General features: G+C 45.9%; 15 protein-coding genes and 1 riboswitch. Of the genes, 6 read left to right on the plus strand and 9 right to left on the minus strand.

Annotated elements, in window-relative coordinates; all coding sequences use genetic code 11:
• Window positions 1-195 precede the first annotated feature (195 nt).
• The 3 genes from QUA99_RS28835 to QUA99_RS28845 form a co-directional block, all read right to left on the minus strand.
• Window positions 196-579: a VanZ family protein gene (locus QUA99_RS28835; RefSeq protein WP_333243696.1), complete on the minus strand. Its 384-nt coding sequence runs from the start codon at window positions 577-579 to the stop codon at window positions 196-198.
• A gap of 123 nt (window positions 580-702) precedes the next feature.
• Complete coding sequence (locus QUA99_RS28840; RefSeq protein WP_333243699.1) at window positions 703-2,061, minus strand: DUF3370 domain-containing protein; 1,359 nt, start codon at window positions 2,059-2,061, stop codon at window positions 703-705.
• Between the two features lie 128 nt (window positions 2,062-2,189).
• On the minus strand, window positions 2,190-3,113 hold the full coding sequence (locus tag QUA99_RS28845; protein ID WP_333243701.1) for a nucleoside hydrolase: 924 nt from the start codon (window positions 3,111-3,113) through the stop codon (window positions 2,190-2,192).
• A gap of 79 nt (window positions 3,114-3,192) precedes the next feature.
• On the opposite strand from QUA99_RS28845, the gene QUA99_RS28850 reads away from it, so the two are divergent.
• Both QUA99_RS28850 and QUA99_RS28855 read left to right on the plus strand, forming a co-directional pair.
• Window positions 3,193-5,136, plus strand: coding sequence for a S9 family peptidase (locus QUA99_RS28850; protein WP_333243703.1), 1,944 nt, complete (start codon window positions 3,193-3,195; stop codon window positions 5,134-5,136).
• A gap of 238 nt (window positions 5,137-5,374) precedes the next feature.
• Window positions 5,375-5,593: a hypothetical protein gene (locus QUA99_RS28855; protein ID WP_333243706.1), complete on the plus strand. Its 219-nt coding sequence runs from the start codon at window positions 5,375-5,377 to the stop codon at window positions 5,591-5,593.
• A gap of 566 nt (window positions 5,594-6,159) precedes the next feature.
• On the opposite strand, the gene QUA99_RS28860 is transcribed toward QUA99_RS28855, so the two are convergent.
• The 4 genes from QUA99_RS28860 to ntrB form a co-directional block, all read right to left on the minus strand.
• A complete protein-coding gene (locus QUA99_RS28860) occupies window positions 6,160-6,945 on the minus strand; it encodes a universal stress protein (protein WP_333243709.1) in 786 nt (261 codons plus the stop codon).
• 46 nt (window positions 6,946-6,991) lie between these two features.
• A complete protein-coding gene (locus tag QUA99_RS28865) occupies window positions 6,992-7,831 on the minus strand; it encodes a nitrate ABC transporter ATP-binding protein (RefSeq protein ID WP_333243711.1) in 840 nt (279 codons plus the stop codon).
• Window positions 7,832-8,122: 291 nt separating this feature from the next.
• Window positions 8,123-9,553, minus strand: coding sequence for an ABC transporter substrate-binding protein (locus QUA99_RS28870; RefSeq protein ID WP_333243713.1), 1,431 nt, complete (start codon window positions 9,551-9,553; stop codon window positions 8,123-8,125).
• A 173-nt stretch (window positions 9,554-9,726) separates the two neighbouring features.
• Window positions 9,727-10,575 carry a nitrate ABC transporter permease gene (ntrB, locus tag QUA99_RS28875; RefSeq protein ID WP_333243716.1) on the minus strand — a complete coding sequence of 283 codons (849 nt, stop codon included), beginning with the start codon at window positions 10,573-10,575 and terminating at the stop codon, window positions 9,727-9,729.
• Window positions 10,576-10,674: 99 nt separating this feature from the next.
• A riboswitch (cyclic di-AMP (ydaO/yuaA leader) is annotated at window positions 10,675-10,887 on the minus strand.
• A gap of 171 nt (window positions 10,888-11,058) precedes the next feature.
• Here ntrB and QUA99_RS28880 point away from each other — a divergent pair.
• On the plus strand, window positions 11,059-12,264 hold the full coding sequence (locus QUA99_RS28880; RefSeq protein WP_333243719.1) for a HAMP domain-containing sensor histidine kinase: 1,206 nt from the start codon (window positions 11,059-11,061) through the stop codon (window positions 12,262-12,264).
• Window positions 12,265-12,378: 114 nt separating this feature from the next.
• On the opposite strand, the gene QUA99_RS28885 is transcribed toward QUA99_RS28880, so the two are convergent.
• Window positions 12,379-13,716: an ArsB/NhaD family transporter gene (locus tag QUA99_RS28885; RefSeq protein ID WP_333243722.1), complete on the minus strand. Its 1,338-nt coding sequence runs from the start codon at window positions 13,714-13,716 to the stop codon at window positions 12,379-12,381.
• A 65-nt stretch (window positions 13,717-13,781) separates the two neighbouring features.
• On the opposite strand from QUA99_RS28885, the gene QUA99_RS28890 reads away from it, so the two are divergent.
• From QUA99_RS28890 to QUA99_RS28900, 3 genes are read left to right on the plus strand one after another with little or no spacing between them, the layout of a single operon-like run.
• Entirely contained in the window at window positions 13,782-13,955 is a 174-nt protein-coding gene (locus QUA99_RS28890) for a hypothetical protein (protein WP_333243725.1), read from the plus strand.
• A gap of 42 nt (window positions 13,956-13,997) precedes the next feature.
• A complete protein-coding gene (locus QUA99_RS28895; RefSeq protein WP_333243728.1) occupies window positions 13,998-15,206 on the plus strand; it encodes a HAMP domain-containing sensor histidine kinase in 1,209 nt (402 codons plus the stop codon).
• A gap of 34 nt (window positions 15,207-15,240) precedes the next feature.
• The gene (locus tag QUA99_RS28900) at window positions 15,241-17,400 is read left to right on the plus strand and encodes a VWA domain-containing protein (RefSeq protein WP_333243731.1); all 2,160 of its coding nucleotides are present in this window, start codon (window positions 15,241-15,243) and stop codon (window positions 17,398-17,400) included.
• 62 nt (window positions 17,401-17,462) lie between these two features.
• Here QUA99_RS28900 and QUA99_RS28905 read toward each other — a convergent pair whose 3' ends face one another.
• Complete coding sequence (locus tag QUA99_RS28905; protein WP_333243734.1) at window positions 17,463-17,789, minus strand: PEP-CTERM sorting domain-containing protein; 327 nt, start codon at window positions 17,787-17,789, stop codon at window positions 17,463-17,465.
• Window positions 17,790-18,190: the final 401 nt, after the last annotated feature.

Consider the following 18,190-nt stretch of genomic DNA (forward strand, 5'->3'; position numbering starts at 1 on the left):
TAGATGTTTCAGCCTATTTTACATTTTTTTGTGTACCCCCTTGACAATTTGCACTTTTTCTTAACTTGTCACAAATGTCCGTTGCCGAACTTCCTTCTATAGCAAAACCATTTGATTTGTAACCAATCGATTCAATCATCACAAGCGTTTCAGGTTATTCTACATTCATGACTCAAATAGACTTGCTATATATCATCAATGCCCTTTTGTTCTATCCCAAACTTCTCCAATCCAATAAAAAACTGCAATCCCGCAAAAACTATATAAAAAATCTTCAATACTAGCACTGCGATTTGGTAAAATGGCTTGCAGCATTTCTTCCGCAGCAGTGAACATAGTAAAAATTGCGGGCCCGAAAGGAATTGAATAATTCAACAAATTCATCTTTTTTTTGCCAGTTGCTCTATGGCACAAAAAAGATGCTATTCCGTACAAAATAAAGTGACCGAGTTTGTCATAAGGCGGATGAGCGAGAGGAAAGTTGACTAATTTCCCCGTACCTGCTAAAAGCATGATACTGAGAAGAATTAAAACGTACACAAAGCAAGCAATCACCCAGAATTTTTTTGAGAAGTTCATCTTGTTTTTTGCCAATACCGACTAGACACCAACCACGTCCGCGCCACGCGAAACTAATATCAAATCTGGTTAATTACGCATTGTCTTTGTAGCCGTCTGCCTACACGTAGCAGCCGCTCAAATTTAATTTGTTCTCACTGTCAAAACTTGCGGAGGCGACGCATCGGGCGGATAAATAAAATCCACTTCTACAAGTCGCTTTTCTCCCGATTTTATCTCTAGTTTTACCAAAGGTTCCCCCTGCTGTCCCCGCCGCTGCACTAAATGCACGTAGCGAGTTTGAGGCACTTTATTTTCATCAGTATAGCGCACTCGAACCGTCCCCCTAAAAAAAGTTTGAGGTGCCGGAGGTTCTAAAAAATTAAGTCCTCCTGAAGTTAATTTGTCTGTCTTAATTGGAGTTTGAATTGCCACAGTTACAGTTTGATTTTTGCTGGTAGAATTGTACAGCGGCAAGCTGAGATTGTATTGAATTCCGTAATTGCCGTGGGCGCGGTATGCTGTATCTGGGTAGCGGACTAGCATTCTCGCACTTTGCACTTGATTGGTGCCCAGCATTCCGCGCGGGAGGCTACTTAATGGGTAGGAAAATGCTGTTCCGGGTTGGGGAATTGCTAGGTTTGAGGTGGCGGGGTTGTCGGAGAGAAGTGCTCGCCATTCTGAACCTAATGCTACACCGGCAACTCGGCCGTAAATTAGTTGACCTTCGGTGATTTCGGGCGGTGTGGGAGCTCGATCGCGCGGCCCGGCTATATTACCATTGTCTAATAAGTTTTGCCATTCTGCTAAGTTGGGCGATCGCTCGTTTCCCTGTCCGTTTCCCTCTGGGTCAACTCGGGCAAACATCGCCAGACTGGCAACATAGACTATACCATCGCTGCGTAACCGCATCAAGGTCGATCGACCATTAAGCGGCGGTTTCAATTCTCGCACCGGTATCGGATGATTCATCAAAAGCTGGCTTTTTCCAGGGGGAATAATTAACTGCCCAGGAAAATCAGACTGTCTCCTTCCTCTGAGAATATCATTCACAGCGCGACTTCCCGGCCCCGCGTAAATATTACTGTTTGAATTATCGACTTGCGGCGGTAATTCAATAAAAGGTGCATCGGGTTGACTGAGATAACTCGCAGCTTGCAATATATCTAATGTTACAGGTTTATTGCCCGGATTGTAAACAATTACTCCTTGATACAATGTTCGCAAATCTTCCGGGGAAGGTGCGCGGGCTATGTGGTGGGCAAATATGTCGAAACGTCCTTGAAACGGAAAGTTTAAATGTGCCGCCGGAAATCTTTTACCATCTGGGGGAAATGTCGAAAGCAAAATTCCTTCTTGCAGCACTACTTCTGGACTATTGCTGTTAAATACTGGTATGTTGTCTAACTGTCCGGGGAGAGGCCGCACTTCTTGGATTTGGAGGATTTCTTGAGGTGCGGGAGGGGTTTGGGCTAAGGGGATGATTGATATAATTGGCAGCATTTTTGAGAGGAGTTTTTTTGACCGCAGAGGGCGCAGAGGAAGAGAGGGAAGAGAAGAGTCCGTAAATATTCGCGTTAGTGCGGGTTTGGTACGGAGATTTTGCTCACTTATAGCAGATAGTGGGATTTTTACCTTGCCCACTGTTGTAATATGTAATTGTAAAATTTGGCGGTGTCTACTTGCTCCATTGCTTGAATTTTTCGCCCTCCTATTTTAATTTTTGTGCGGCCTTGGCTGATGCCTTCGGTAATAATTTCTGTTTCCCATTTTCGCAGTTGGTAAAATTCTGGATGCGCTAAATAAGCAGTTGCCAAAATGTCCCAAAAATAGTAATCTTGAGATATTGCTAGGGCATAACATTGTCCGGCTAAGTCGGAAATTGGATATTTGCGCTGTTTTGCTAGGAGATTGGAAAATTCTACAGTCAGCGGTACGTTATTGGTGATGTCTAAAGGACACATGACAACGGGAATTTGGGTTTGCCAAATTCTCTCGATTGCTATCGGGTCCCAGTAAGCATTCCATTCCGCCGACATATCTTGTCCGGGTTCCATATCTTTGCTAACATTGCCGATAACATTGAGGGCGCCTCCCATCCAGACAATTTCTTGAATTTTGCTTTCAATTTCTGGCGCGATATCTAAAGCTTGCGCTACTGTTGTTAACGGCCCCGTTACCATTAATGTGACTGGTTCGGCTGCATCCCGCAAAACTCGCACCATAAAGTTTTGTCCGGGTTCTGATATTAACGGCGTGTCAATGGTTCCTTTTTCATTTAGAATGGGAAGTCGATCGACTGCAAAGGAATCTCGCCTAAATAACACCGGAAATGGATTCAGTCCCCGCACGGTACTCGCCGCCACCGGAACTTCTGAACGCCCCATCAAATCGAGGATTTTGCGCGTTGCACTCACCGCCGGTTGAATGTAGCAGTCCGCAGGAGTTACAATTACTCCCAGAGTTTCGACTTCCTCCATTGTCATCAGCAACACGACTGAGAGATAGTCGTCAACTGCACCGTCGTGATCCATTAGTACGAGTTTTTTAGACATTTTGCTTCCCCGGTGACTGAATTACTGTAAACTATAAATATTATTTTTTTTGTGCGAGAAACACAACTGCCTCAACTATATGAATACAGTATCACCTTACGGCTCTTGGAAATCACCTATTTCTTCCGATTTAATTGTTTCTGGAACTGTCGGACTCGGACAAATTGCTATTGACGGCGATGATATTTATTGGGTTGAGGGAAGACCTTCGGAAGCGGGAAGAAGCGTCCTCGTGCGGCGCACTCCTGATGGTAAAATCAGCGACGTGACACCGCATCCTTTTAATGTTCGCACTCGCGTTAACGAATACGGCGGCGCTTCCTTTGCAGTTGCTGGCGGTGTTGTCTATTTTTCTCATTTTGCCGACCAACGTATTTATACTCAAACATTAAATTCTCAACCCGAACCTCTGACACCTGCTGCTAATTCGCGCTATGCAGATGCGATAGTTGACAAGCAAAGAAATCGCCTGATTTGCGTGCGCGAAGACCATGCAGGTGAGGGCGAACCTGTCAATACTATTGTTAGCATTAATTTAGATAACGGCGAAGATATTCAAATCTTAACTCAGGGCAATGATTTTTATGCTTCCCCACGTTTAAGTCCCGACGGTTCTCTACTTTCCTGGATTTGTTGGAACCATCCCAATATGCCGTGGGATGGCACAGAATTGTGGGTAGCAGAAATTAATGCTGATGGTTCTTTAGGTGAAAAATACTTAGTTGCTGGCGGGGTTGAGGAGTCGATTTTTCAACCGGAATGGTCGCCCGATGGAGTTTTGTATTTTGTTTCTGACAAGTCGAACTGGTGGAATTTCTATAGAACCGTCAATCCCCGCTTGCCGAGAGAACAGCAAGAGGTTGAACCTCTGTGCGAAATGGCGGCTGAATTCGGACTTCCTCAGTGGGTTTTTGGAATGTCTACTTATGCCGTTGTCTCGGAAAGCAAAATTATTTGCACCTACACTCAGCAAGGCAAGTGGCATTTAGCGAGTCTTGATTTAACGACTAAGCAGTTGACAACAATTGAAACGCCTTACACTGATATTTCGTCGGTCAAAGCGCGGGGACAAATAGTTGTTTTTCTTGCAGGTTCGCCGACTGAATCTACTGCTATTGTACAATTAAATTTAGCAACAAGTCAACGGTCAATATTGCGCCAATCGAGCAATTTAAGCATCAATGCCGGTTATCTTTCTGTACCGGAACCGATTGAATTTCCCACGGAAAACAATTTGACTGCTTTCGGTTTCTTCTATCCCCCGAAAAATCAAGATTTCGCAGCGCCTGCGGGTGAAAAACCCCCGCTTGTTGTCAAAAGTCACGGAGGCCCAACTGCTGCTACTTCTAGCAGCATGAATTTGAAAATTCAATATTGGACGAGTCGCGGTTTTGCCGTACTTGATGTTAATTACGGCGGCAGCACTGGTTACGGTCGAGAATACAGAAAAAGACTGCAAGATAGTTGGGGAATTGTCGATGTTGACGACTGCGCTAACGGTGCTAAATATTTAGCTGAAAAAGGTTTAGTTGATGGCGAAAGAATGGCGATCGCCGGAGGCAGTGCAGGGGGGTACACTACTCTGTGCGCTCTTACTTTCCGCGATGTTTTTAAGGCAGGTGCGAGCTATTATGGAGTTAGCGATGTGGAAGCTTTGACAACCGAGACTCACAAATTTGAAGCGCACTATCTGGATGGATTAATCGGGCCTTATCCTGAAAGAAAAGATTTGTATGTAGCTCGTTCGCCGATTCATTCCGCCGAACGTTTATCTTGTCCCGTTATCTTTTTTCAAGGATTAGAAGATAAAGTGGTTCCCCCCAATCAAGCGGAAATGATGGTAGAGATATTGAAAGCTAAAGGTTTGCCGGTTGCTTATGTTGCTTATGAAGGGGAACAGCACGGTTTTCGCCGCGCTGAAAATATCAAAAGAACTCTTGACGGCGAATTTTATTTCTATTCGCGGGTTTTTAAGTTTGAGTTAGCTGAACCTGTGGAGGAAGTGCAGATTTACAATCTTTAGAAAAAATTAAGATTGCAGTTACTATGTCTTCGCTCAACGGCGACTGCAATCTTTAAGCATAATTTGTGCATATGGAATGTGATGTCGTTCACAAATTTTGCTGTTTACTATCACAGTTTTTTGCTGTTTATTGTCACAGTTATTAAGGCCATACACTGACAAAATTTTAAAGTGCGATCGCCTTTTGTTAATGCAGAAACGCCCGATCGCGCCATCGTCGAATTCAGACTCAACCGCTATGCAAACTCCTATCCACCTGATTCCATCTGCTTTGGCCGAGCTGTTTGCCGAAGTGAATCATAATGGCTACATTACTCTAGCCGATCGGTACGGTTTGATGGCTGCTATTTTTGACGAAAATTTGACGGAGGAAGACAAACGCTCGATCGATCGACTCCTGCGCTCTGTGTGCCGGGGAAAGATCAAATTAGTTAACGAATTGTCTATGATCAGGTAAGTGACGATAATTTTCCTTAATAGTAAATTTAAACATCTCAACAATCAAAATAATTAAAAAAAAGCCCCAATTGTCTCGTAATTGGGACTTTGAGAGAGGAAACTATTTTTAACTTTTGAGCGATATAGAACTTATATCAATTCCGCTGGCATCGGAATAGTTAAATCCAGTCAACAGTCAACAATCGCGGAGGGATATTACAACCGAAGTTGAGAGAATTCATCTGCGTTAATTTGTGTTTATCTGCCCTCATCTGCGGTTAAAAAAAGATAATTTGTCTGGCCGCAGATGGCAAGGGATTGACGCTGATTCACGCAGATGAAGACAAAAGAGATAGGAATAATTCCGATGCTAACAGATTTGATATTACGGAAAAAAAAGGTTGGGCGCGCGAATTATAGTCGTAGGGTGCGCTGCACCTTACATAATTATACCATTTCTCTAAAATCGTGCAACACTCTTCGACCCCCCTAGCCCCCCCGCTGCATTGCGGGGGGAACAAGAATACTGTTGCATTCTTTTTTAAAATTGGTATTAGATTCTGGCCCAACAACCAGCGAACAAGTTTAACGCGCAGGTATAGTTGTCGCCAACTGTAACTTACTCAAACTTTCTTCAGGCTGAACATCCATCTGATAGCTGAGTGCCGAAGGAATCCCGAGCACGCAGCAGGGAAAATTATTGCCTAGTTCCCTAACCAGCGAGTGGTTTGCCGAATCGCAGCCCAAGAAAAGTAAGTTTGCTGATTCTAATTCCACCACATTTCTCAGTTCTGTAGCAACCCGCCCGATGCGCAAATGAGCTTTGAATAAACCGCGCCATTCCTCAGCCAAACAGCGCGCTTGCCACAGCAACTTATCTGCTACCTCATACTCATTCTTTTGACCAAAAATTTCTTGAAAATAATGCGGATAGATCCAATTTTTGGGCTGGGATACCGATTGGATTTCGGTTGGTAAAGCGATCGCAGGCGCTGCACAATTAAGGGCGAATGTCTCCTCTAAATTAGACACTTTCTGCTGTGCAGCCAAGGCATTTGCTACGGCAAATTTGCAAGTATCTTCGCGGTAACTTTTTGGCGCTTCGTCGATCGCGTATACGACTTGAACCGTGACTTCTTTAGTTGTTACTAAACGAGTTTGATGCGCCATCCAAAGGGTAATATCCAGAGCGATTTGACTTTGGGGAGAACTGTTGTAACCGACAATAAAATTGATTGTTTTTGCCTGTTTTGGAGATTTTGATTTCTTAGAAACTGGTAATGTTGGCTCCGGCAGCAACACCATTTCTTCTGCTAAATTTTGGTATCCCAATGCACTTTCAAAACGTGCTAACATTGTTTTGAGATTCACAGGCTTAACCTCTCTTAAGTGAATTTTTATGTCGATCCGTCGGGTATTATTCGTCTTGAGTAAAGTAGCGATCGAGAAAATTCAAAGCATAGTTGCGCAGTTCGTAATAATCCTTCGATTCCCGCAACTCCTGGCGATTGCGCGGGTGCGCAAACGGCACTGACAAAATCTCTCCTATTGTCGCCGCCGGGCCGTTTGTCATCAGCACAATGCGATCGGACATATAGATAGCTTCATCCACATCGTGAGTAATCATCATTGCAGCTTGTCTGTGATTTTCCCAGATATCCAGCACCTGTTTCTGCAACTTGCCGCGAGTTAAAGCATCAAGGGCTCCAAACGGTTCGTCCATTAATAACATTTTCGGTCGAATCGCCAAAGCTCGCGCAATCCCAACCCGCTGTTTCATGCCCCCTGAAATTTCATCTGGATATTTATCGGCTGCTGCCGTTAAGTTTACCATTGCTAGGTGTTCGTTGACAAGACTAATCTTCTCGGGACGGCTAAGACTTTGCAAAACTTCATCAACTGCCAGCCGAATATTTTCCCGCACCGTCAGCCAAGGCAGCAATCCGTAGTGCTGAAATACCATCATGCGATCGGCTCCCGGTTTGCGGATTTCTTTTCCTTCCAGTGTCACTATTCCCCCGCTCTGTTTTTCCAAACCTGCCACTATTTTCAGCAGCGTTGATTTGCCGCAACCAGAGTGACCGATTACCGAAATATATTCGTTTTCTCCAATACTTAAATTGATATTTTCCAAAACGCTAAATTCGCTGCCGTCAGCATTTTTATACGACTTGAACAAGTTGTCAATTTCCAGAAAAGCGGAGGGGTTAGGGACTTGGCTATTAGTGTTGATTGAAGTAGCAGTATTTTGAGTCATCTGATGTACCTGGTAATTGTTTATTGGTTATTGATTATTGAGCTGGGGGCGGGTTTATTCAACCTATCTCCACCCTTTGAATTTCTGGGCGAACCCGCCCCTACAGGATTGATAATAATGGTGTTTTTCGGTGAATTTCAACGGAGATTGGGCATCCCCAAGCTATAAACTCGTAGGGGCAGGTTCGCCAACAGCCTCAAAAATTGCTTCTAGATTAGATAAACCCGCCCCCACCCCGAAACTCTACCGTCACTTTCAACCCCTGGCAGAAGGCTAGGAAAAAGGGCAGATTTAAGACTGAAAAAAAGACTGAGGGCGGTTGGCTCGAATTTCAAAACTATTCAAATAACCCACGAGATCGCTAGGATCGAATGCCTTTTTGTCAATGAAAAGTTCCGCAGGTTCCACTTGGTAATCCTCCTTCGGACAATCGATCGCCATTTCGGCAACAATCTTGCGGTAAAGGTCGGTTCTCCAAGCTTTTTTAGCTAATTCCTCAGCATTTTTTGGCAGTTCTTTAATTTGTCCCCAGCGAGCGGCTTGAGTCATCAACCACAGGCTCTGAGACTGCCACATAAATGTTGAATGATTTCCCGGTATTTGAGGCAAATTCTTAGGAATGTCATAAAAAATAGTTGCATCTTCCGATTGTACGGTGCGGTCTTTTCCGTCAAACCCTCCATAGTTGTAGTCCCCAACAATTGCGGGTCGCGTAAATTTGTCTATCGCCCCTTTTTTCGGTTTCGCCCCCGTAAACGACCGCTCAGTCAGCAGCGCCGATATTTCACTGCGATTTTCCGGCTTGCTGCAATACTGACAAGCTTCCACCATTGCCTTAACCAGCGAGTAATAAGTCTTCGGATTTTCCTGGATGAATGATTGCATTACTCCCAAAAGGCGATCGGGATGTCCCAGCCAAACTTCCTTGCCTTGCACGAAGGTAAAACCCACTCCCAAATTGCCTTGAATTGCCCGCGTATTCCAAGGTTCTGCCACCATGTAAGCCTGCATTGCGCCAATCCTGATGTTCGTTACCATCTGCGGCGGCGGCACAATAATTACCCGAAATTCTTTGAACGGATCGACACCTGCCGCCGCCGATATGTAGCGGACAAAGTATTCGTAAATCGCAGAACTCAGCACCACTGCCCAAACTCTTTTTTCTGACGGCTGACTGTCAAAAAAAGCTCGAAATTGTTTGCCAAATTCTTCAAAATTGCCGTTGTATTCGTGCCACGGGCGCAAACCGAAATCCCACATAGCTTTGTTCATCGTCATGGCGTTGCCGTGGCGGTGAATTGTCATTGCCGCGCACAGGGGTGCGTGCCGCGCTCCTTCGGCGCCAATTCGGGCGTTTGTGACGGCGCCGGATACGACAGGGGAGGCATCGAGGCGGCCGAAGATTACGCCGTCGCGGGATGTTGCCCAGCTTGCTTCGCGGTTGAGTTGGACGTTTAAACCGTATTTGCGGAAAAAGCCTTTTTTCCAAGCGATCGCAAATGGCGCGCAATCGTTAACCGGCACGTATCCTACGGTTAAATTGGGTTTTTCTAAGGTTCGGGAATCGACAACCGGCTTTACTGCTTCGGCTTCTTCAGTGAGTCCTTTTGCCGATCGATCCGCGCTAATTCCACAACCAGATAAAGCTATTCCCGCCGCCGCCATTCCGATTCCTTGCAAAAACTCTCGGCGGTTCCATTCATTGGAAAATTTGTCACTCATACAATTTTAGATTTTAGATTTTAGATTTTAGATTTGAAGTTGTAGTTGTAGGGTGCGTCGCCACCAACCATCACAAACAAAAATCGACCATCGATGAGCGACGCACCTTACAGTTGACAGTTGATAGTTAACTGTTCGCTGCTGACTAATGACTGATGACTACTGACTAATGACTAATGACTCTTGATCGATCGATGCGTGACCAATTCCTGAACTTTGTCAACAGCAGCGTCGAGCAACAATCCAGTTAAGCCAATTACAAACACCGCTAAAAATACCGAACTCAGGTTCAAACGGCTCCATTCATCCCAGACAAAAAAGCCAATTCCCACACCGCCTGTCAGCATTTCCACCGCCACAATCACCAGCCAAGCAATTCCCAAACTAATCCGCAAACCTGTAAAAATGTATGGCAAACTCGCCGGCAAAATTATTTTGGTAATTCGCCTCCACTGCGGCATTTCCAACACTCGCGCCACATCTAGATAATCCTGGGAAACGCTAGAAACTCCCAAAGCTGTGTTGATAATTGTCGGCCACAAAGACGTGATAAATATGACAAAAATTGCCGACGGCTCTGCTAAATTAAAAATCGATAAAGCTATAGGCAGCCAAGCTAGCGGCGACACCGGTTTGAAGATTTGAATCAGCGGATTGAGCGCCATCATTGCCGGTTTCGACATCCCGATCGTAAATCCCACGGGAATTGCAACTGCTGCACCCAGGAAAAATCCCACCAACACCCGCCGCAAACTCGCTAGCAACAGCCAGCCAATGCCTAAATCTCCAGGCCCGCGCTGATAAAATGGATGGAATATGTAATCTAAATTAGCGATTAACGCCTGATACGGAGTGGGAATCAAATCGCTGTTGAAGCTGGCAACAATCCACCACACACCGAGAATTCCTAAAAAACCAGCAGCAGGTAACAAAACAGTATCTCGGATGACAACCGGTTTGACCCGCTTCCACGCTGCAACTCCTGCAAGTGCGATCGCAGATAAATTAAGCTGTACGAACATTTCAATCTCCTTCAGAGTCAGGGCAGGTACAAGAATCTTGAACAATACCAACCTGAGACACTGACGAAGCCAAACTATCTTGTTCAGAAATTTGGCTTTTCAGTCTCTTCTCAATGCCTGCGAAGTTAGCTGACGGGATAGGACTGAGAGATGTCCTTCTCCTTAGATTTCAAAATCAAAAATTACACTCTAATTTGGCAATTTTTAACTTTGGTTTTTAATTCTGTAGAGATTCGCCCCTAAAATTGGTTCCTCCGCTCCAGCTACACGCTTGGTTCGATCGCGCCGTGCTGGATTAGGCTTGACTTTTTAAGCCAATTTAACTTAAGCTAGCACGAGCTTATAATTCTGTCAATACGTCTTTAGGAGTAGCCATTGGCGATCGGCAAAGCTTAAAAGTTTAGAGAAAATTCAAAAAGTTAACTATTAAACTAACCTAGAGATATAATATGCGATCGCTCACTTGAGGTACGTGTAAGAGTCATGAGAGATTTTAGTCAAGCGCTACAAGATAAAATTGACATAATTACCGAAAACTGGATCGAAGCTGTTCGCTCCGACGAGCAAATCGAAACCGCCAAGCAACTCACCTACACTTCCGTGCGCGACAGCCTTCCCATCGTACTGCAAGCGATCGTAACTATGCTGTCCCTATCAGAAGAAAGCGACATTGGGACACTCGTAGAAGAAAGTTTAGAACACGGGACTGTCAGGGCAAAACAAGGCTACGATGCCGAAGAAATTGCGCGGGAATACCGATTGCTGCGGAGGGTAATTTTCGAGGCTATAGAGCCAGAATTGCTAAAAGGCTCAACCGCTGAAGTGAACCGAGCTTACCGCTTAATTGACGCTGCCCTCGACGAAGTAATTGCTAAATGTTTCAAAACCTATACCCAGGAAAGACTGCAAGAACTACAGGATTTGCAAAAACAATTGCAACTTACAAATCAAGAGCTGACTCGCTTATTTCGGGCCAGTCAAGAGAATCTATCTCACTTAGCTCACGAATTGAAAACCCCTCTCAATTCTATTATTGGCTACTCAGAATTGTTTTTGCGCCAAACAAACAATTCTCGACTTAAAGATTCTGCTCCCAATTTGGCACATATTGATAAAGTCCTCAACAACGGCAGACGGTTACTTAGATTAATTAACGATACTCTCGAAATCTCGCGGTACGACGCCGGACGCATAAAATTGCAGCTAACTGCCACAAATGTGCGATCGGCGATCGGCACTGTTGTCGAAATAATCGAGCCTTTGGCTAAAGCAAAAAATTTAGATATCTCCGTTGAGTGCGATCCGGTTCTCGATCGAGTTATGACAGATTACTTGCGCTTGCAGCAAATTATCACCAACTTGGTGAGCAACGCCATTCGCTACACCCAAGCTGGTACTATTAGCATAAAAAGCGAATTATTATCAGAAAAACATTGGAGTATCTGCATCACCGATACAGGAATTGGCATTGCTTCAGAAGACTGCGATCGGATTTTTATGCCCTATTTTCGAGCCGACAACTCCCTGGGAGCTTACATTCCTGAGAGTACAGGCTTAGGGCTAGCAATTGTCGCTCGATTAGTCAACCTCTTGCAAGGTAAAATCGAATTATTTTCTGAAGTAGGAGTTGGCTCTTCCTTCACTGTAATTTTTCCCTTAGAATTGCATGGAGTTGAGATTCAGGAATGACTTCAATCTCTATATTTAGATTGCCGCCTAAGCACCTTACCTATTCTTTTTTTCTCTAGCAACAAAAGCAATGACTAATGACTAATAACTCATGACTAATCACTAATGAAATCTTCAAATTAGAAACCGAATAGTTACATAAACAGCCGCCGCCAACAATTGCAACGCCATCACAGGAAGCCCGTAATGCAGAAAAGTTTGAAAAGAAATCCGGCGTCCGTGCTGTTCAGAAATTCCCGCCGCCACTATATTAGAAGAAGCTCCTACCAAAGTGCCATTTCCGCCTAAAGTTGCTCCATACATCATCGCATAAAACAGTGGCAGCACAGCAGGTGGAAACTCCCCTGCAAAATCCGGCGCCAGCACTTCGACCGGTGCAAGCCCGACATTGACAACATACTGTTTTAGCAGCGGCACCATCGCCACTACCAGCGGAATATTTGGTACCACGCTCGACATCAAACCCACAAAAAATAACAAAACTAAAGAACCCAGAAAAATATTTTTACCTAAAATCACTGCTAATATTCCAGATATACTGCCGATTACTCCGGTTTTTTCCAAACCGCCAATCAGCACAAAGATAGACATAAAAAATAGCAGCGTGCTCCAATCTAAATCCCGCAAAATATTATTAACAGAATCAATTTGGGAATGGTGAGCTAAAAGCATTGCCAAAGCAGCCCCCAACAAAGCAACGGCTGCAGGTGAAATAGGCACGGGCAGAGACTCTCCTATTACAAAAAATGTCAGCACGAAAGCTATAATTAAGCCACCTACTGCTAAGACTCGGGGATGATTAATTTTTGGGTGGGGCAAATGTTCCAAATCGTCTAAGTTCTTGTGCCAAATTTCGCGGAACAGCCAAGGCAACATAACTACTATCACTCCTACTGCAATTGCCCCGCCCAAACTTAACTTTACCAGGTAATCTGCAAAGCTCATGTTAATAGCATCGCCGACAATGAATGTCGCCGGATCGCCCACGATTGTCAGCAGTCCCGAACTGTTAGCCACAAATACCATTAAAATCAGTAACGGCACAAAATCTACACCGACTTCTTCTGCCATTGGCGGAATTAATGGTGCTAGCAGCATGACGGTCGTGGCATTGGGCAAAACTGCACAGATTGGCGTAGTAATCGCGACAATACCCAGCAAGAGATTTTTGCCTTTGCCTTTAGCCAAAAGCACCATTTGAGTGGCCAAGTATTCAAATACTTTTGTAGGCTCAAAGGCTCTCACCATTACCATGACTCCGAAGAATAAGCCCAGCGTGGCGTGACTTCGACCGATATATTCGATCGCGTTGTTTAACGTCATCACGTGGGTAAATACCAGAATCACTGCTCCCAGAAATGCCGCAACTGTTAGGTGTATCCATTCTGTAATTATTAAGAAAATTACACCGATAAATGTTGCAGCAGCGATCGCAGCTTGCACGTTTTCCATTTAGTCCCCTGAAAAAATTAAAACTTAAAATTAAAAACTCTCTGTGTGAGGAAACTTACTACTTTATGGCTTTTCTGTCAATAGGTTTAAGGGCGGATTTTGGTAGAAATAACCTGGGAGCGACTGCTCGACAGAGATCCGGCACGGGGAAAATTTTACCTCAAAACTACTTCTTTTGGCAGGGTCGCGATCGCCCGAAGTTTGGTATGGCGATCGGGCGATCGCTCAACTACAATTAAGCATGGGCAATATCTGCCAAACTCAACCCCCACGCAGACATCATGGACTACAGCCAAGTGCTCGCCGACAAAACCGATACTATCCTCAAAAACTGGATTGAAGCAGTTCGTCAGGATCGGAACATTGAAAGTGCTGACGCCTTACCGCACTCAGCAATCGAAAATCACATACCTCACCTGCTGGCGGCGATGGCAACAGTGCTTTCCCAATATCAACACAGCGAAATAAAACTAATAATTGAAGCCAGTTTAGATCACGGATTTCTCAGGGCAGAACAAGGCTACGACGCCGCAGAAGTAGCCCGCGAATACCATTTATTGCGTCAAGTAATATTCTCCCAATTAGAAGCAGAATTGCTAGCAGGAACCACAACAGACGTATTCAGAGCTTTTCGGCTCATAGATGCCGTAGTAGACGAAGCCATTGCCCAGTGTTTCAACAGCTACGTCGCTCAGAGGCTGCAGGAACTTCAACAAATCCAAACTCAACTACAACTCACAAATCAAGAACTCTCTCGCCTTGTCAGCGTCAACCAAGAAAACGTCTACCATTTGGCTCACGAACTCAAAACTCCTCTCAACTCAATTATCGGTTATTCCGAACTATTCTTGCGAAAAGAAAAATGGCAATCAGAAATCAAAGATACCCTACCAGGCATCGAACACATCGAGCGAGTATTGCGTAACGGCAGACAGTTGCTGCGCCTGATTAACGACGCACTAGAACTTTCTCGCGCCGACGCCGGAAAAATTAAACTTCACCTGCGGCAAACTAATGTACGATCGGTAATTAACACCGTAGTAGAAATGATGCAGCCAATGGCTGATGCTAAAGGATTAAAGCTCGCTGTTACCAGCGACTGCGCCCCAAAACAAGTAATCGCCGACGGACAGCGGCTGCAACAAATTGTTACCAATCTTCTGAGCAATGCCATTCGCTATACAGAATCCGGTAGTATCGAATTAAGCTGCCGCCGTGCTGGAGAAGCACATTGGGCGATCGCAATTACCGATACCGGCATTGGCATCGCCCCCGAAGATACAAACCGCATCTTTGACCCCTTCTTTCAAGCAGGAGAAGCCGGCAAACAGCACTTTCCCTCCGAAAGCACCGGTCTGGGATTAGCAATAGTATCGCGGCTCGTCACACTCCTGCAAGGCAAAATAGAGCTAGTATCAGAAATAGGAGTCGGCTCAACTTTTACCGTGATTCTCCCCCTAGAAGTTAAAATTCTCCAAGAAGTAAGCTAAACATTAAGTTCAAATTTTTACATCCGAAAATCCTATGCCCGCAGCCAACATTAGCCCTTCCACCACAGCCTTTCCCCTCACAGCCGTAGTCGGGCAAGAAGCAATCAAACTAGCCCTGCTGTTAGCAGCAGTCGATCCCGGATTGGGAGGAGTTGCGATCGCAGGCCGCCGCGGTACAGCAAAATCAGTAATGGCCCGCGCCTTGCACTCCTTACTGCCACCCATTGAAATTGTTAAAGATTCGTTTTGCAACGCCGAACCCAATGAAAATCTTGCAGAAAATCCATCTTTTCTATTGGAAGAAAACGGGCAAGATCCCCAATCTACCGATACTAATTCCCCAAATACAGAAATAATTACCTCACCATTCATTCAAATTCCTTTGGGTGTCACCGAAGACAGACTATTAGGTTCAGTCGATGTCGAACAATCAGTAAAATTCGGCGAAACCGTATTTCAACCAGGACTTTTAGCCCAAGCAAATCGAGGGGTACTTTATGTAGACGAAATTAACCTCCTAGATGACAATATTTCCAACCAATTGCTAACAGTATTAACCGAAGGGCGCAACCAAATAGAACGCGAAGGCATTAGCTTCCAACACCCCTGCAAACCTCTATTTATTGCCACCTACAACCCCGAAGAAGGGCCGCTCAGAGAACATTTGCTCGATCGCATCGCGATCGTACTTTCAGCCGACGCAGCACTCGAACTAGAAGAAAGAGTCTATGCAGTAGAACAAGCTTTATCCTACTCCAGCTCCCCCCAAGAATTTCTCAATCAATACGCCGAAGACACCGACAACCTCAAAACCCAAATCATCTTAGCCAGAGAATGGCTCAAAGATGTCAGCATTAAACGCGAACAAATTGCCTACCTAGTAGAAGAAGCCATCCGGGGTGGCGTTCAAGGACACCGCGCCGAAATATTCGCAGTCCGCGTCGCCAAAGCGGCAGCAGCCATAGAGGGACGCACAGAAGTTAACGCCGAAGACCTGCGCCGCGCCGTAGAATTAGTTATCGTACCCCGCGCCACCATCATCCAAACTCCCCCAGACGAAAACCCTCCTCCTCCCCCCCCGCCACCGCCTCCCCAAGAATCAGAACAAGAACCAGAAGAAGACGAAGACGACGAAGAAGACAAAGAAGACGAACCTCCTGAAGAACAAGAAGAGACTAGCATTCCCGAAGAATTTCTGTTCGACCCCGAAGGCGTAATTCTCGACCCCAGCGTGCTTTTCTTCGCCCAAAATGCCAACCGCCAAGGCAAATCGGGCAGCAGAAGCACCATTTTCTCCGAAGATAGAGGCCGTTACGTCAAGCCAGTATTGCCCAAAGGCCCCGTCCGCCGCATCGCCGTTGACGCCACCCTCAGAGCCGCCGCACCCTACCAAAAAGCCCGCCGCGACAGGAATTCTCACCCCCCCCAACCCCCCCTTAGCAAGGGGGGGCAACAGGCTAGTCAACCCCCCCTTAGCAAGGGGGGGCAACAGGCTAGTCAACCCCCCCTTGCTAAGGGGGGGCAAGGGGGGGTTGAGCGCCGTGTATTTGTCGAACAGGGAGACATTCGGGCGAAGCGTTTGGCAAGAAAAGCTGGAGCTTTAGTCGTCTTTGTCGTCGATGCTTCGGGTTCGATGGCCCTCAACCGGATGCAGTCGGCAAAAGGTGCAGTCATGCAGCTACTCACAGAAGCTTATCAAAGCCGCGACCAAGTTGCTCTCATTCCGTTTCGCGGAGAACAAGCAGAAGTGCTGCTACCGCCGACTCGCTCCATAGCCTTGGCCCGCAAGCGTTTGGAAAGACTTCCCTGCGGCGGCGGTTCCCCCCTGGCCCACGGTTTGACTCAAGCCGTGCGCGTGGGAGTCAACGCGCGGCAGTCTGGAGATATCGGTCAAGTTGCGATTGTCGCCATTACCGACGGGCGGGGGAATATTCCTTTGGCTCGTTCTTTGGGCGAACCGATTTTAGATGGAGAAAAGCCGGATATTAAGAAGGAATTGTTAGAAATTGCTGCCAAAATTCGCGGGTTGGGAATGCAGTTGTTGGTGATTGATACCGAGAGCAAGTTTATTTCTACTGGCTTTGCGAAGGAGTTGGCCAAGACTTCTGGAGGAAAATACTATCACTTGCCCAAAGCTACCGAACAGTCGATCGCAGCTATGACTAAAAATGCTCTGCGCGACGCGATCGGCTAAAATCCTGATACCCGCATTTATCTGCAGTTAAAAATCCACAAATTAGACTTTTGACCAAAAGTCTAATTTTTAACTCTCACTCTCCGGCGACTCACTGCCAGCGAACCCGCAATTAAACCCAACCCTACCACAGTCGAAGGCTCAGGAATTTTCACGGGCAGAGGCACCGGCCTTGCGGTTCCCGGACTCGGGCTCGGAGAAGTTGTACCTTGTCGGAGTTGACCGATTTGAGCCAGCAGCAAATTTTCTGAACCCTGCCCTGAAGCAGCGGTAAAAACGGCTCCGACATCAGCCGCAACGGCAGCTTGACTGCCGGAAATCACAGCGGCGGCAGCCAATAAAATTCCGGCGGCAGTTGGCAATAATTTGCTAGGAAAAAAGGTGGGCATTGGACATTACCTGTTTAGCATTTTGTCGATCGAACTCGATCTCTCGATCGTTAATTTTTTGGGCCTTCCCTGTCTGAGCTACCTTAGCAACTAACCCAAGCGATTTGAGATTTGAGATTTGAGATTTGAGATTATTGGGGTTTCCTGTCCCTAGTTTCAACTAAGCCCCAAATCAAAAACCTAAAATCAACTGCGGCCCCTGCTTCTAGCATAGAGTCCTCAATCCCAAATCGTAAATCCCAAATCCAAAATTGATTGAGCTCGCCTATCTGCGATTACATCGACTTTAAGCTTGCCCTCGCGGCAGATAGCGCCAGCTCTCTAAGGGATGAGAATTAAATAAAATCCACTTTTCATGACTGTTGTGGGATGGGCGTCCCGCCCGTCCCCGATAGACGGGC

The organism is Microcoleus sp. F10-B2 (assembly GCF_036704965.1).
Classification (GTDB): Bacteria; Cyanobacteriota; Cyanobacteriia; order Cyanobacteriales; family Microcoleaceae; genus Microcoleus.